We start from the raw sequence: 14797 nt of genomic DNA, 5'->3' as shown, positions 1-14797 counted from the left end.
CCGGGGGGCTCGCCGGCGGAGTCGTCGACGGTGATCGCGATGCGGATCGGCCGGCCGCACTCGCGGCTCAGCGTCTCGCTGACGATCGGGGCGAGGCGGCCTTCGAGGACGCCTTTCGCAAACTCGTTCGGTACGGCGAGCAAGGCTGTGTCGGCGACGAGTGCCAGGGGCTGGCAGCGCCGGATCCAGTGCTCGTCCTTGGTCTCGACACCCTGCCCACGCCCCTCACCGAGAAGTTGCTCCAGCACTCGTGGCCACACTGCGGCAAGATCGGCAGGTACGTCAGCCACAGGGCACGCTCTCTCACGGGTCCCACGAACGTGTGGTTCGCGGACGGGACGGGATGTACATCGGGTGGGGCGCTCGGGAAAAAGGTGTGGGGCGGGGGACAAAGGAACGAATCGGAGTCCAGCCACGGTAGTCAGGGCGACGGGTGCGGTTCAAGTTGTTGTCCCCAGCCTGTGGATAGTGTCTCCTCGTGACCGCTGGTTTGACCGGATGGCGTAGCCCCGCGTACCGTGACCAGGTCGAGTTGTCGATGGCTGCTGCCGCCTGCCTCCGATGGGCACAGATCGCTTCGAGGTGATCGGGAAGCGGTGCACTCGGGCGTAACTGCGAGCTACTCGTGGGCGCACGGTGACAGCCAGGACGGCACCCGCCACCACCGATTTATTTCTGGAGCCCCCTCGTGAGCAAGCGCACCTTCCAGCCGAACAACCGTCGTCGTGCCAAGACCCACGGCTTCCGCCTGCGGATGCGTACCCGTGCCGGTCGCGCGATTCTCGCGAACCGTCGTGGCAAGGGTCGCGCCAGCCTGTCCGCCTGATCCCGATCAGGTCATGACGTCGTGCTGCCTACCGAGCATCGGCTGAGGCGGCGCGAAGACTTCGCGACCGCGGTACGACGGGGTCGCCGGGCCGGCCGCCCGCTTCTCGTCGTCCACTTTCGTAGCGGTGCCACGGACCCGCACGCGCCAGGGGAGAGCGCTCCCCCGACGCGTGCGGGTTTCGTCGTCAGCAAGGCGGTGGGCGGCGCCGTGGTACGCAACAAGGTGAAGCGCAGACTCCGTCATCTGATGCGCGAGCGAGTCGCCCTGTTTCCCCCCGGTAGCCTGGTAGTCGTACGAGCGCTGCCCGGAGCGGGCGACGCCGACCATGCACAGCTGGCCCAAGACCTGGATGCCGCCGTTCAGCGGCTGCTGGGAGGGGGCGCGCGATGAAGTACCCACTACTGGCGCTGATCAAGCTCTACCAGTGGACGATCAGTCCTTTGCTCGGGCCGGTCTGCAAGTACTACCCGTCGTGCTCCCACTACGGCTATACGGCCATAGACCGGCACGGCGCGATCAAGGGCACGGCGCTCACGGCCTGGCGCATCCTGCGCTGCAACCCGTGGTCGCTCGGCGGTGTGGACCATGTCCCACCGCGCAAGCGTCCGCGGTGGCACGAGATGCTGCGGGGCGCACGGCGCGCAGACAAGGGCGGGACCTCCGCCGCCGAAACGGCCACTGAAGGGCTGAGTCCTTCGAGCCCGGCCGCAGAGACACCGTCCCATGCCCAAGGAGCATGATTAGTGGACACGATTGCCAGTCTTTTCAGCTTCATCACGACACCCGTTTCTTGGGTCATCGTCCAGTTCCACTCGGTGTACGGGAAGGTTTTCGGTCCCGACACGGGCTGGGCCTGGGGCCTGTCCATCGTGTCCCTGGTGATCCTGATCCGCATCTGTCTGATCCCGCTCTTCGTGAAGCAGATCAAGGCGACCCGGGCCATGCAGACCCTGCAGCCCGAGATGAAGAAGATCCAGGAACGCTACAAGAACGACAAGCAGCGTCAGTCCGAAGAGATGATGAAGCTGTACAAGGAGTCGGGTACCAACCCGCTCTCCTCGTGCCTTCCCATCCTGGCGCAGTCCCCGTTCTTCTTCGCCCTGTACCACGTGCTCAACGGCATCGCGACGGGCTCGACGATCGGCGTCATCAACGACTCGCTGCTCGCCAGCGCGCGTAAGGCGCACATCTTCGGTGCTCCGCTGGCCGCGAAGTTCACGGACGGCAGCAGCAAGGTCGAGGCGCTCGGTGCCACGCTGACCGACGTCCGGGTTGTCACCGCGATCATGATCGTGATGATGTCGGCGTCGCAGTTCTACACGCAGCGCCAGCTGATGACGAAGAACGTCGACACCACGGTGAAGACGCCGTTCATGCAGCAGCAGAAGATGCTGATGTACGTCTTCCCGGTCATGTTCGCCATCTTCGGCATCAACTTCCCCGTCGGTGTCCTCGTCTACTGGCTGACCACCAACGTGTGGACCATGGGCCAGCAGATGTACGTCATCCACAACAACCCGACCCCGGGTTCCAAGGCCCAGGCCGCTTACCTGGAGCGCCTGACCAAGCACGTCACGCACCACGAGAAGACCCGCAGCCGGGGCGAGAAGGCCATCGTCAAGGCGATCGTCTCCAAGGGCCGTGACCGCAACGAGTTCGAGCGCAAGTTCATCAACAGCCTCACCAAGGTGGGCCTCGTGGCCCAGCCGGACGGCACTGTGGTGAAGGGCGAGAGCGCGGCCGTGGAGTCCGAGGACGGTACGACGACGACCCCGGCCACTCCCAGGCGTCAGCAGCCCAAGCGGCAGACCAAGGCCCAGCGCCAGTCCGCCGCCGCGAAGGCGGCCGACGACAGCGCTGAGCACGCGGACGACGATGCCGACGAGCCGAAGACCTCGCTGAGCAAGTCGGACGAGCCCGAGGACGCCAAGCCCGCCACCGCCGCGAAGAAGCCCGCCCCGAAGCCGGCCGGCGGTACCCGCAGCAAGGCCCAGTCCGGACAGCGCAAGGGTCCGCAGCGGCCCAAGTCCCCGTCCAAGAAGTAAAGAAGGAGTCCATCCCGTGACGGAAGGCACCACCTCCGCCGCTGCCGAGGGTGCAGACACCCTGTCCCGCCTGGAGCAGGAGGGCGAGATCGCGGCGGACTACCTTGAGGGTCTGCTGGACATCGCCGATCTCGACGGCGACATCGACATGGATGTCGAGGCCGACCGCGCCGCTGTCTCGATCATCAGCGACAGCAGCGGCCGTGATCTCCAGAAGCTTGTCGGCCGTGACGGTGAGGTGCTGGAAGCACTCCAGGAGCTCACCCGCCTGGCCGTGCACCGGGAGACCGGGGACCGCAGTCGGCTGATGCTGGACATCGCGGGCTACCGTGCCAAGAAGCGCACCGAGCTCTCCGAGCTGGGTGCCAAGGCCGCGGCCGACGTGAAGAACACCGGCGAGCCGGTGAAGCTGAACCCGATGACCCCGTTCGAGCGCAAGGTCGTGCACGACGCGGTCAAGGCCGCGGGACTGCGCAGCGAGTCGGAGGGCGAGGAGCCGCAGCGCTTCGTCGTCGTGCTTCCCGCCTGATCGGTCCCGATGTTCCACCGGCCCCGTCTGTCGATCAGACGGGGCCGAACTTTGTCAGCCTGATAGTCCTGTAGTTCTGGTGGTCCTGGTGGTCAGCGCCCAATGCGCTTTTGCGGTACGGAAGGACGGTCCCCCGTGACGGAGGCAGCGGAGCTTCCCCCTGCGCCCGAGCAGGCGCGCGAGGTGTTCGGCGATCGCTTCGAGGACGCGGTCCGGTACGCCGAGCTGCTCGCCGACGCGGGTGTGCAGCGCGGTCTGATCGGCCCACGTGAGGTGCCCCGCCTGTGGGAACGGCACCTGTTGAACTGCGCGGTCCTCTCGGAGGTCGTGCCGGACGGAGTGACGGTCTGCGATGTCGGCTCCGGCGCCGGCCTCCCGGGCATTCCCCTGGCCCTGGTCCGTGAGGACATCAAGATCACCCTGCTCGAACCGCTGCTCCGCCGTACGACCTTCCTCACCGAGGTCGTCGAACTCCTGGGCCTCGACCACGTCACCGTCGTGCGAGGGCGCGCCGAGGAGGTCATGGGCACCCTGCAGCCGGTCCATGTGGTGACAGCCCGGGCGGTGGCTCCGCTGGAGCGACTGGCCACCTGGGGGATCCCGCTGCTGCGTCCCTACGGCGAGATGCTCGCCCTCAAGGGGGACACGGCCGAGGAGGAGCTCAAGAGTGCGGGGACCGTGCTCAGCAAGCTCGGAGCCGTGGAGACGTCCATCCTGCATGTCGGCGAAGGCATCGTCGATCCGCTGTCCACGGTGGTGCGTGTCGAGGTCGGAGAGAGCCCCGGCGGGGTTCGTTTCGCGGCGAAGCGGGCCAAGGCGGCTCGTACGGGCCGTACACGTCGGCGTCGTTGAGGCTGTGTCAGCGCTGGGGCGGGTCGGTCTCAGCGCTGGAGGTACGTCGGTGTCAGCGCGTGAAGGGCATCGCTGATCCGTCCTGAGAACGAGACTTACTCCACACAAGCTGCCAAACCTACTCATGCCGGAGTGTCGCCGACAGTTCGGCCTCGGCGGCTGTGCATCGTGTTTCACGTGAAACGTCGCTCACTGCTGCACGGCATCATCGGTCGCACCCGCGCCGCGGCCGAACCCCGCGACCGGAAGCCTCTCGGATCACTCGGAGAGGGCACGGAGTTGTCCACAGAGGTGGAATTCTCCACAGAACAACAGGCCTCACTGGTTCACGACCCTGAAGACATGGGAGGCTCTGTTCATTGCGAGCCTGAAGTCGAGGAGAGTGAATCCTTGCGGTCCGACGCCAACATCGCGGGACCGATGACCGATCCGGTCCCCGGTCCCCGTACCGAGTCGACGGGGGAGGATGTTTCACGTGAAACACTGCCCCCTATGGACGACACTCCCATCGGTCGTGCTGCCCAACTGGCGGTGGAAGCCCTAGGTCGTGCCGGCGAGGGCCTGCCACGCCCTGAGCAGACCCGCATCATGGTCGTCGCCAACCAGAAGGGCGGGGTGGGTAAGACGACGACGACCGTCAATCTTGCCGCTTCGCTGGCACTGCACGGTGCCCGTGTTCTGGTGGTCGACCTCGACCCACAGGGCAACGCGTCCACGGCACTGGGGATCGACCACCACGCGGAAGTCCCTTCCATCTATGACGTGTTGGTCGACAGCCGGCCTCTCTCCGAGGTCGTGCAGCCGGTCCCCGATGTCGAGGGTCTCTTCTGTGCCCCTGCCACGATCGATCTCGCCGGTGCGGAGATCGAGCTGGTGTCCCTGGTGGCGAGAGAGAGCAGACTGCAGCGGGCGATTCAGGCCTACGAGCAGCCGCTGGATTACATCCTCATCGACTGTCCGCCCTCACTCGGCCTGCTGACGGTCAACGCGTTGGTCGCCGGCGCGGAGGTCCTCATCCCGATCCAGTGCGAGTACTACGCACTGGAAGGCCTCGGACAGTTGCTCCGCAACGTCGACCTGGTTCGGGGACACCTCAACCCCAACCTGCATGTGTCGACCATCCTGCTCACCATGTACGACGGCCGGACGCGTCTCGCGTCCCAGGTCGCGGACGAGGTGCGCAGCCACTTCGGCGACGAGGTGCTGCGGACGAGCATTCCCCGCTCGGTCCGTATCTCCGAGGCGCCGAGTTACGGGCAGACGGTACTGACCTACGATCCCGGATCGAGCGGTGCCCTCTCCTACTTTGAGGCAGCAAGGGAAATCGCGCTGAAGGGTGTGGGCGTCAGCTATGACGCACCGCATGCGCACATCGGCGCTCAGAGCGACCAGAGCATGGTGGAGGGCATCCAGTGAGCGAGCGACGGAGGGGTTTGGGCCGTGGGCTCGGCGCACTGATCCCCGCAGCCCCGACCGGGGAGAAGACGGTGGCTCCGGCTGCCATGGGTTCCGCCTCCCAGACGGCTGTTCCGGTCATCACCGGCGACCGGGGGGTGGCCGCGGCGAAGGTCACCACCCTGCCGCCGGTTTCCTACGACATGGAGGAGCCGTCGTCGAACGGCGCCGTGGAGACGTTCGCGCCTCCCATCGGTGCCCACTTCGCCGAGCTGCCTCTCGACTCCATCACGCCGAACTCGCGCCAGCCGCGTGAGGTCTTCGACGAGGACGCGCTGCAAGAGCTCGTCACCTCCATCAAGGAGGTCGGCCTCCTCCAGCCTGTCGTCGTACGGCAGATCGGCCCGACGAGCTACGAGCTCATCATGGGCGAGCGGCGCTGGCGGGCCTGCCGTGAGGCCGGCCTGGAGGCGATCCCGGCGATCGTGCGGGCCACGGACGACGAGAAGCTTCTCCTGGACGCCCTCCTGGAGAACCTGCACCGCGCCCAGCTGAACCCGCTCGAAGAGGCGGCCGCCTACGACCAGTTGCTCAAGGACTTCAACTGCACGCACGACCAGCTGGCGGACCGCATCGGACGTTCGCGTCCACAGGTCTCCAACACCCTGCGTCTGCTGAAGCTCTCGCCCTCGGTCCAGCGCCGTGTCGCCGCCGGAGTCCTCTCCGCTGGCCACGCCCGGGCGCTGCTCTCCGTTGATGACTCGGAGGAGCAGGACCGGCTGGCCCACCGGATCGTGGCCGAGGGGCTCTCGGTCCGTGCCGTCGAGGAGATCGTGACCCTGATGGGTTCGCGGCCCCAGACGGCTCAGCGCTCCAAGGGGCCGCGGGCCGGCGCCCTGGTCTCCCCGGCGCTGTCCGACCTCGCCACGCGTCTCTCGGATCGGTTCGAGACCCGGGTGAAGGTCGACCTGGGCCAGAAGAAGGGCAAGATCACTGTCGAGTTCGCCTCGATGGAGGACCTTGAGCGGATCCTCGGTTCGCTGGCTCCGGGCGAGGGTCCGGTCCTGCAGCGGAGTCTGCTGGACGACGACTCGGAGGACGAGGCCTGAGCCGTCCTGCCGACGGCAGGCGTCCTGTCCGTCCGACCAGCAGAGCGGGCCGTGTCCGGTGTGTACCGGAACGCGGCCCGCTCTTTGCTTTCTGTCGGTATCGATGCAATCGCATCATCGATACGATGCGTTTGGGTATGGCGCATCCACCTGGCAGCACCTCTTAGGGGAGGCGGGGGCCATGCGAACGGTGAGCCGCACCGGACTGCTGAGCGTGGGTCTGGGCTTGGGGGCGGTCGGCGGGTTCGTCGGCAGTCTGCTCAGGGAACGCAGTGCTCTGACAGCTGCCCGTGGCGCTGCGAGCGAAGGAAGCGAGGATCAGCCTTCATGGGGCGTCGGCTCGTACCGCTCACGCTGGACAACCTCCCGGACATTCCCAACCGTTGTCAGTCGTGCGTCTTCTGGGAGCTGGACCCCGTCAGCGGGCAAGCCGCGGTAAAGGCGGGCACAGCGGCCCTGGAGAAGGAAGCCTGGATCTCCGCAGTCCTCCTGGACTGGGGCTCCTGCGGCCGCGTCGTCTACGTCGATGACGTGCCGGTGGGCTTCGTCCTCTACGCGCCTCCTGCCTACGTCCCCCGCTCGACGGCGTTTCCCACGAGCCCTGTGTCACCGGACGCCGTGCAGCTGATGACGTCGTTCATCATGCCGGGCTACCAGGGGCAGGGACTGGGCCGGGTCATGGTGCAGACGGTGGCCAAGGATCTGTTGCGGCGCGGCTTCAAGGCGATCGAGGCATTCGGCGATGCCCATGCGAAAGAGGCCGCCTGCGTCCTGCCCGCCGACCATCTGCTCGCCGTGGGCTTCAAGACGGTCCGTCAGCATCCCGCCTATCCACGGCTGAGGCTGGAGCTGCGTACGACGCTCTCCTGGAAGGAAGACGTGGAGATGGCGCTCGACCGGTTGCTGGGAGCCGTACAGAAGGAACCAGCGCTTCGACCGCTCTAAAGCGAAGGGGCCGACTCCGGAGAGTCGGCCCCTTCGTGTTTCACGTGAAACACGGTTTCACGTGAAACATCACTTGCTGGCGATGAACTCGTCGAGGTCGCGAAGGATCGCGGCCTTCGGCTTGGCGCCGACGATGGTCTTGGCGACCTCGCCACCCTGGTAGACGTTCAGGGTCGGGATGGACATGACGCCGTACCGGGCGGCCGTCGCCGGGTTCTCGTCGATGTTGAGCTTGACGATCTCGATCGAGTCGCCGTGCTCGGCGGCGATGGCTTCGAGGGACGGAGCGATCTGGCGGCACGGACCGCACCAGGAAGCCCAGAAGTCCACCAGGACGGGCTTGTCGCTCTTGAGGACGTCCTCGTCGAAGGAAGCGTCGGTCACATTCTTCAGAGTGCCGGCCACGGCGGGCTCCTTAACTTGATCGTGCGGTGGGGAGGATGGGGGTCAGACGGTGGTCTTCTCGGGCTCCGCCTTCTCCTCGTCCGCGAGAGCGGCGAGGAAACGCTCGGCGTCCAGAGCGGCGGAGCATCCGGTACCGGCAGCGGTGATCGCCTGGCGGTAGGTGTGGTCGACGACGTCACCGGCGCCGAATACACCGGTCAGGTTGGTGCGGGTCGAGGGCGCTTCGACCTTCAGGTAGCCCTCCCCGTCCAGGTCCAGCTGGCCCTTGAAGAGCTCTGTGCGGGGGTCGTGGCCGATCGCGATGAAGAGCCCCGTCACCGCCAGGTCCGAGAGTTCCCCGGTCTTCAGGTTGCGCAGCTTGAGGCCGGCGAGCTTGGGGTCGCCCTCGATCTCGGCGACCTCGCTGTCCCAGACGAACTTGATCTTCGGGTCGGCGAAGGCGCGTTCCTGCATGGCCTTGGAGGCACGCAGGGTGTCCCGGCGGTGGACGATCGTCACGGACTTGGCGAACCGGGAGAGGAAGGTCGCCTCCTCCATCGCCGTGTCGCCACCACCGATGACGGCGATGTCCTGGTCCTTGAAGAAGAACCCGTCACAGGTGGCACACCAGGAGACACCCCGGCCGGAGAGCGCATCCTCGTTCGGCAGGCCCAGCTTGCGGTGCTGGGAGCCGGTGGTGACGATGACAGCCTTCGCTTGGTGGACGGTGCCCGAGGTGTCCGTGACGGTCTTGATCTCACCGGTCAGGTCGACGGAGACCACGTCGTCCGGGATCAGCTCGGCACCGAAGCGCTCGGCCTGGGCGCGCATGTTGTCCATGAGCTCGGGGCCCATGATGCCGTCCTGGAAGCCCGGGAAGTTCTCGACCTCGGTGGTGTTCATCAGCGCGCCACCAGCGGTGACAGCGCCTTCGAACACCAGCGGCTTCAGCGACGCGCGCGCGGTGTAGAGCGCCGCCGTGTAGCCGGCGGGCCCGGAGCCGATGATGATCACGTTTCGGACGTCGCTCACGGCTTGGTTCCTCGTCTCTGGACTGCGTCAGTACGACCGGCGGGAGCCCCCTGTCGGAGCCTCCACACCACCCAACGGATCCTACGGGGCCCGCATTCCCGCTGTGTCCGGGCACACGGAGACGCCGGGCGGCAGGGGATCGCCACGGCGGAGGGAGAGGAGGAGTCCGGAGTCAGGAATGCGGGAACGACCGCGTCAGAAGAACCTTGCCAGGAGTGGATGTCTGGCGGCTCACGCAGGCAGCGTCGACGACGTAGGCCGTGACCCGGCTGTTGTCGGAGGCGTCGGGGAGCACCACGAGATAGGCGGCGGTCCCGTTGTAGGTGCCCTTCTTGAAAGCGAGGACATCTGTGTTGCCACGATCGACGCCCTGCCGGATGCAGTCCGGGATGGAGCCGGACGGTTGGATCAGGGTTTTGGGAGTCTTGGTGGAAGACTCCGCACCGCCGGGGTCGGACGCGACGTTCCAGGGCTTCTCACTGTTGGAGCCCTGACTCGTGGACGACTTGGTGGAGAGGAGACCCGAGACCTCGCTCTCCAGCTTCCCCTTGGAGAAGGTGTCCGCAGAGCTGGTCGGGTTCCCCTGAGCCGTGTCGGACGACGTGTGGTCGCCCAGCGACTGGATGAACAGAGAGCCGGCTCCCAGAACGGCCGCGGTGAACACGGCTCCCAGGACGATCCTGCCGCGACGTCCGCCGCGGTTCCGCTCCTTGCGTTCCTTGTTGCGTCCGGGACCGGTCGCCGCGTGTGCGTGTCCTGACGGGCGATCCGCCGTAGGCGATGTTTCACGTGAAACATGCGTCTCGTTGTGCCCGCTGTCCTCGCCCGATGCGGCTCGGGACGCGCTCACCAATGTCGGCGCGGCCAGGGACTCGGGGGCGGCGGAGCCCAGCAGGGCCTCTGCGGCGAGGGCTGCGTCGATACGGCCCGCGACCTCGGCGGGCATGCGCGGAGGGCCGGGCATGCTGCCCAGCAAACCCCGGATCTCCTCCAACGAGTCATGGACGTCCGCACAGAGTTCGCACCCGTCCAGATGCCGTCGTACCTCGGCACCCCTGGACGGCGGGAGAAGGCCCTCGGTGAGGTCGGAGATCTCCGCGACGTCCGGGTGCCCGGCCGCGTCTGTCGTGGATGTCACGCTCGCCCACCTCCGCCCTTCACAGCAGCTGAATCGCTCGGCCCTGCATCCTTGGGACCTCCGTCGTGTGGTCCCGCTGCCGGTGGGACGGATGTCCCCTGCGCCCGGTTCCGTCCAGCGCCCGGTTCCTTGCCGTCACCGGCTCTTTCCGGCCGTAGATGGGTGAGCAGCGGCAGCAGTCTGGCTCTTCCGCGGGCGCAGCGGCTCTTCACCGTGCCGGTCGGCACATCGAGCATGCGGGCGGCCTCCGCGACGGGGTAGCCCTGCATGTCCACGAGAACGAGGGCGGCGCGCTGGTCGGGCGGGAGGGTCCCCAGGGCTTCCAGCAGTTGGCGGTGCAGGTCGTTGCGCTCCGCGGGAGCCGAAGCCGACTCATGCGGTTCCAGGAGCTGTTCCAGGCGCTCGGTGTCGTCGACCGGAGACGTCTTTCTGGAGGCGGCCTTGCGGGCGCGGTCCAGGCAGGCGTTCACCGTGATGCGGTGCAGCCAGGTCGTGACGGCCGACTGGCCGCGGAAGGTGTGGGCGGCGCGGTAGGCGGAGACGAGGGCGTCCTGGACCGCGTCAGCGGCCTCCTCTCGGTCCCCCAGCGTGCGCAGGGCCACGGCCCAGAGCCGGTCCCGGTGCCGCCGTACGAGTTCACCGAAAGCGTCCGGGTCGCCTTCGACATGGCGGGCGAGCAGATCCTGATCGCTCGTTCCGTCGTATCCGGCGCCTTCCGCCATCGGACCCCCTCCCCCTCCGGTGAGACGTCAGCCCGTGAACTTCACGTCGGTGATGGCCTGCTTGTAGCCGGCGTCGCTGTACTGGTCGCTGTCCGCGTGCGGCAGAGCGGTGAGCCAGACAAGAACGTACCGGCTCTTCACCTGCTTGGTGACCTTCACCGTCGCACTGGTACCGGTCGTGGTGACGTTGCCGATCTGCGTCATGGAGTCCAGCGAGGAGGGCGACAGCGAATCAGCCGCGTAGAGCTTCACCGTTGTGTGATCGCCGCTGTAGTAGAGCCCTATGGTCACCGTGGAGACGGTCTGGGCCGAACCGAGGTCGTAGACGATGCCCACGCCAGGTTTGTACGGCGCGAGCACCGGGCCCCCTATGAAGCTGGAGGTCCGCCAGTACGTCGATGCCTTGCCGTCATAGGTCTTGTCGACGTCGTTCGGATGCTGGGCGTCGCCCTTCGCCACGAACTCCTGGGCGCCCTGGATCGCGAGCGTCTTGAGCGGCTTGGTCTTGTCGCCGCTCTTGTCGTTCCCGTCCGTCGTCTGCGTCTGCTTCGTGTCCTCGGACTTGTTGCCCTGGTCCATGAGCGCGTCCGCGAGCTGCCAACTGCCCAGGCCCAGCGCGGCGATCAGCAGTGCGGACACGGCCCATTTGAGGGCCTTGCCGGTGCGACTCTGCAGCGGGGGCGGTGGGGTCGGCGGAACCTGGGTGGCACCGGGCGGCGACGGGCGGCCGTACGTGCCCTGCTGGTACGTCGTGCGCTGGTACTCGGGCGGTGCGGTGAACGCGGGCTCCGGCGGGCGGATGCGGGGCATCTCGCCGATCGCCTTCACCAGCTCCTCCGGCGTGGTGCACGCCGACTCGTGCCGGGAGGCCGTGGCACCGTCGTTGACGAGCGCACGCATGGCGAGCTCCGACAGACCGCGGTGGACCCCCGCACGCACCTGGTCGGGGGCGATGAGACCGACACCCTTGGGCAGCCCGGACAGGCCGTAGGCGTCGCTCTCGTACGGCCAGCGCTGGGTGAGCGCCGCGTACAGCAGGGCGCCGACCGCCTCCGTGTCCGTGCGCTGCGGGCTGTCCGAACTGATGCCGCGCAGCGCGGCGTTGACGGCCAGACCGCGGATGCGCCACTGACCGGACGACGTGCGCAGCACCGCGTTCGGGTTCAGGCGCAGATGGGCGAGGCCCTCGCGGTGCGCGGCGGCCATGGCCGAGGCGATCTGACTGACCATCTGGTAGGCGTCGTGCACCTCCAGCGGGCCGGGAGCCAGAAGCGCCGTCAGTTCCGTGGCGTCGGGCAGCCATTCGTGGACGACGTAGACGAGGTCGTTCTCCTCCACGGCGTCCAGGACCTGGACGAAACGGGGATCACCCAGCAGCGCCGAGGAACGGGCGGCGGCCAGCACGGAGCGGGCTCTCGCATGGTCCGCGGGCAGGATGTGGACGCCGACGGCACGACGGAGTTTCTCGTCCACCGCGCGCCAACTGCTGAAGCCGTCCAGACGGGTGACGCACTCTTCGAGGCGATAGCGTCTGGCGAGCTTGTGACCGCTGTGCAGTTCGGGAGGCGAGACCTTCTCGGTTTCCTCGATCCCGCCGCTCCCCTGTGCCTTGTCGCTCTCCGTGTCCCGCTCCGGGTTCTGGGCCACCCCGTCGGCCGTGGACTGGTCCGCCTTGGCGGTCAGCGGCTCGTCGCCGCTGTTGTCTGCCACGTCGACGGCAGCCGTGCTCCGTTCCGCCACCGTCGCTCCTGCCTCCCCATCCGTTGCACGCTGTTCGACGCCGAAACCAATTGTGCCCACAGTCTGCCGCTATGCACGACACACAGCGGCGGACGATGGTTGTGCGTGTGCCCCCGCCTCAACGCCCCAAGCGCCCGCGCACCATGCCCACGAGGGAGTTGAGCTCCTCGATGCGCATGCGTCGGGCCGCGACGTAGAAGATTCCGAGCAGTACGGCACCACCCACCAGGAGGGCGGCGAACGAGCCGACGACCCCCTGGCCGAGCGTATGACCGATCCCGTAGCAAGCCGCACCACTGAGCAGTGCGGCCGGCACGGAGGCGATGCTGAGCCGAGCGTACGTCCGCAGCACGCGAGCGCCGTCCAGGTCGCCGTTCAGCCGCTTGCGCAGCCGGTTCCAGGCGACACCGACACCGGTCGCGTACGCGAGGCCGTACGAGGCCGCCATGCCTACCACGGCCCAGCGGGCCGGGAGCACGAAGTAACAGACCGCCGAGGCACCCGCGTTGACCGCGGCCACGATGACGGTGTTGTAGAAGGGCGTGCGGGTGTCCTCGTAGGCGTAGAAGGCACGCAGGACGACGTACTGCACCGAGTACGGGATCAGGCCGAGGGCGAAGGCCATCAGCATGAAGCCCATGTTGGTGGCCGCGCCGGTACCCGAGGAGCCGAAGATCAGGGTGCACATCGGGATGCCGAGGGCGAGCAGGCCGAAGGCGATCGGCACGATCGCGACGGCGGTCGTGCGCAGACCCTGGGAGATGTCGTCGCGGACAGCTCCGCCGTCTCCCTCGGCGGCCGAGCGGGAGATGCGCGGCAGCAGGGCGGCCATGAGGGACACCGTGATGATGGCCTGCGGCAGACCCCAGATGAGCTGGGCGTTGGCGTAGGCGCTGAATCCGGTTCCGGCGATGTTCGTGTCCGCGACCGACGCGGTGGCGAGCTGGGTGACCACGAGGGCACCCGCCTGGTTCGCGAGGACGAAGAGGACGGTCCACTTGGCGAGCATCGCGGCCTTGCCGAGGCCGTGGCCCTTCCAGTCGAACCGCAGCCGCAGCCTGAACCCTGTTTCGCGCAGGTACGGGATCATCGCCAGCGCCTGGACGACCAGACCGAGGAGAACACCGATGCCCAGGAGGCGTTGGGCCTCCGGCGGGATGTTCTGGACCCCCATGCCGGAGTCCGCCGAGGTGCCGTACACCCAGAGGAACATGACGAGCGTCACGATGATGACGACGTTGTTGAGGACCGGGGTCCACATCATCGCGCCGAACTTGCCGCGGGCGTTGAGGATCTGGCCCATCACCACGTGGATGCCCATGAAGAAGATCGAGGGCAGGAAGTAGCGGGTGAAGGTGATGGCGACGCTGTCGGCCGCGGGGTCGCTTGCGACCTTCACCGACAGCAGGCGGACCAGGAGAGGTGCCGCGAACATCGCTAGCGCGGTCAGTACTCCGAGCGCCACGATGACCAGGGTCAGCAGACGGTTGGCGAATGCCTCGCCGTCGTCGTCGTCCTCTTTCATGGCGCGCACGAGCTGCGGCACGAAGACGGAGTTGAGGCCGCCGCCGACGGTCAGGATGTAGATCATCGTCGGCAGCTGGTAGGCGACCTGGAAGGTGTCGCCGAGGAGAGCCGTGCCCAGCGCCGAGACAATCAGTGCAGAGCGGACGAACCCCGTCAGGCGGGAGACCATCGTGCCCGCCGCCATCACGGCGCTCGACTTCAGCAGGCCGGAGGCCTTCCCGCCCTTCTTGGGAGCGGCTGCGGGCGCAGGTGCCGGCGCCGTAGGAGTGAGCTGCATCGTTGCGTCGGACATCGGCCCCGGGCCCGAGGGCGGTGCCGGGGACGGGCCGGGGACCGCCGGGGAGTCCATCTGCGGACGTCCGCCGCCCTGGCCCTGGTCCCGGAAGAGATGGGCGAAGGCGTCCGGCTCGTGGTGCTCCTCGCCGGCCCCGGTAACCAGGTCGTCCACGCCCACGAACTGGGTCGTCCGGGCGTCGTCGCCGTAGGGCAGGTACTGGGTCGGGCCCTCCGGCTCGGGTGCCGGGGTCTGCGCCCACACGCGGGGGTCGGG

At 67.6% G+C, this 14797-nt stretch carries 15 protein-coding genes and 1 pseudogene; 9 read left to right on the top strand and 7 right to left on the bottom strand.

Annotation, left to right across the window (positions count from 1 at the left end; all coding sequences use genetic code 11):
- A pseudogene (gene dnaA / locus AC31A1_RS30920) lies at window positions 1-290 on the bottom strand (chromosomal replication initiator protein DnaA); the annotation flags it as partial.
- A gap of 398 nt (window positions 291-688) precedes the next feature.
- Here dnaA and rpmH point away from each other — a divergent pair.
- The 9 genes from rpmH (at window position 689) to AC31A1_RS30875 (ending at window position 7704) form a co-directional block, all read left to right on the top strand.
- Window positions 689-826 (top strand): 50S ribosomal protein L34, encoded by a 138-nt coding sequence (gene rpmH / locus AC31A1_RS30915; RefSeq protein WP_006381191.1) that lies wholly within the window; start codon window positions 689-691, stop codon window positions 824-826.
- A 21-nt stretch (window positions 827-847) separates the two neighbouring features.
- Complete coding sequence (gene rnpA / locus AC31A1_RS30910) at window positions 848-1219, top strand: ribonuclease P protein component (protein ID WP_078532680.1); 372 nt, start codon at window positions 848-850, stop codon at window positions 1217-1219.
- Window positions 1216-1569 carry a membrane protein insertion efficiency factor YidD gene (yidD, locus tag AC31A1_RS30905; RefSeq protein WP_019073355.1) on the top strand — a complete coding sequence of 118 codons (354 nt, stop codon included), beginning with the start codon at window positions 1216-1218 and terminating at the stop codon, window positions 1567-1569. Before rnpA ends, yidD begins: the two co-directional genes overlap by 4 nt.
- A gap of 3 nt (window positions 1570-1572) precedes the next feature.
- Window positions 1573-2874, top strand: coding sequence for a membrane protein insertase YidC (gene yidC, locus AC31A1_RS30900; protein ID WP_489656485.1), 1302 nt, complete (start codon window positions 1573-1575; stop codon window positions 2872-2874).
- Window positions 2875-2890: 16 nt separating this feature from the next.
- The gene (locus tag AC31A1_RS30895; RefSeq protein WP_019055151.1) at window positions 2891-3403 is read left to right on the top strand and encodes a Jag family protein; all 513 of its coding nucleotides are present in this window, start codon (window positions 2891-2893) and stop codon (window positions 3401-3403) included.
- Between the two features lie 135 nt (window positions 3404-3538).
- The gene (gene rsmG, locus AC31A1_RS30890) at window positions 3539-4255 is read left to right on the top strand and encodes a 16S rRNA (guanine(527)-N(7))-methyltransferase RsmG (RefSeq protein WP_019055150.1); all 717 of its coding nucleotides are present in this window, start codon (window positions 3539-3541) and stop codon (window positions 4253-4255) included.
- A gap of 342 nt (window positions 4256-4597) precedes the next feature.
- Entirely contained in the window at window positions 4598-5671 is a 1074-nt protein-coding gene (locus tag AC31A1_RS30885; RefSeq protein WP_489656486.1) for a ParA family protein, read from the top strand.
- Complete coding sequence (locus tag AC31A1_RS30880; RefSeq protein WP_489656484.1) at window positions 5668-6759, top strand: ParB/RepB/Spo0J family partition protein; 1092 nt, start codon at window positions 5668-5670, stop codon at window positions 6757-6759. The genes AC31A1_RS30885 and AC31A1_RS30880 overlap by 4 nt, the downstream gene beginning before the upstream one ends.
- Before the next feature lie 327 nt (window positions 6760-7086).
- The gene (locus AC31A1_RS30875; protein WP_393750549.1) at window positions 7087-7704 is read left to right on the top strand and encodes a GNAT family N-acetyltransferase; all 618 of its coding nucleotides are present in this window, start codon (window positions 7087-7089) and stop codon (window positions 7702-7704) included.
- A gap of 69 nt (window positions 7705-7773) precedes the next feature.
- Here AC31A1_RS30875 and trxA read toward each other — a convergent pair whose 3' ends face one another.
- The 6 genes from trxA to murJ form a co-directional block, all read right to left on the bottom strand.
- Window positions 7774-8109, bottom strand: coding sequence for a thioredoxin (gene trxA, locus AC31A1_RS30870; protein WP_489656483.1), 336 nt, complete (start codon window positions 8107-8109; stop codon window positions 7774-7776).
- A gap of 42 nt (window positions 8110-8151) precedes the next feature.
- Window positions 8152-9120, bottom strand: a complete 969-nt coding sequence (gene trxB, locus AC31A1_RS30865; RefSeq protein WP_489656482.1) for a thioredoxin-disulfide reductase — start codon at window positions 9118-9120, stop codon at window positions 8152-8154.
- Between the two features lie 172 nt (window positions 9121-9292).
- Complete coding sequence (locus AC31A1_RS30860; protein ID WP_489656481.1) at window positions 9293-10258, bottom strand: anti-sigma factor family protein; 966 nt, start codon at window positions 10256-10258, stop codon at window positions 9293-9295.
- The gene (sigM, locus tag AC31A1_RS30855; protein WP_489656480.1) at window positions 10255-10980 is read right to left on the bottom strand and encodes an RNA polymerase sigma factor SigM; all 726 of its coding nucleotides are present in this window, start codon (window positions 10978-10980) and stop codon (window positions 10255-10257) included. The genes AC31A1_RS30860 and sigM overlap by 4 nt, the downstream gene beginning before the upstream one ends.
- A gap of 27 nt (window positions 10981-11007) precedes the next feature.
- Window positions 11008-12720: a protein kinase family protein gene (locus AC31A1_RS30850; protein ID WP_489656479.1), complete on the bottom strand. Its 1713-nt coding sequence runs from the start codon at window positions 12718-12720 to the stop codon at window positions 11008-11010.
- Window positions 12721-12838: 118 nt separating this feature from the next.
- Window positions 12839-14797, bottom strand: a 1959-nt coding sequence (gene murJ / locus AC31A1_RS30845) for a murein biosynthesis integral membrane protein MurJ (RefSeq protein WP_489656478.1), incomplete at its 5' end; no start/stop codon positions are given.

Source organism: Streptomyces sp. P5F9 (assembly GCF_057961495.1).
The sequence above is the reverse complement of the archived record's forward strand: the minus strand, read 5'-3'. Positions and strand labels throughout refer to the sequence as shown.

Bases quoted from the DNA above. Each gene is read 5' to 3' on its own strand.
- sigM (WP_489656480.1), bottom strand. From the start codon at position 10,980: ATGGCGGAAGGCGCCGGATACGACGGAACGAGCGATCAGGATCTGCTC.
- AC31A1_RS30885 (WP_489656486.1), top strand. From the start codon at position 4,598: ATGGGAGGCTCTGTTCATTGCGAGCCTGAAGTCGAGGAGAGTGAATCC.
- AC31A1_RS30875 (WP_393750549.1), top strand. From the start codon at position 7,087: ATGGGGCGTCGGCTCGTACCGCTCACGCTGGACAACCTCCCGGACATT.
- yidD (WP_019073355.1), top strand. From the start codon at position 1,216: ATGAAGTACCCACTACTGGCGCTGATCAAGCTCTACCAGTGGACGATC.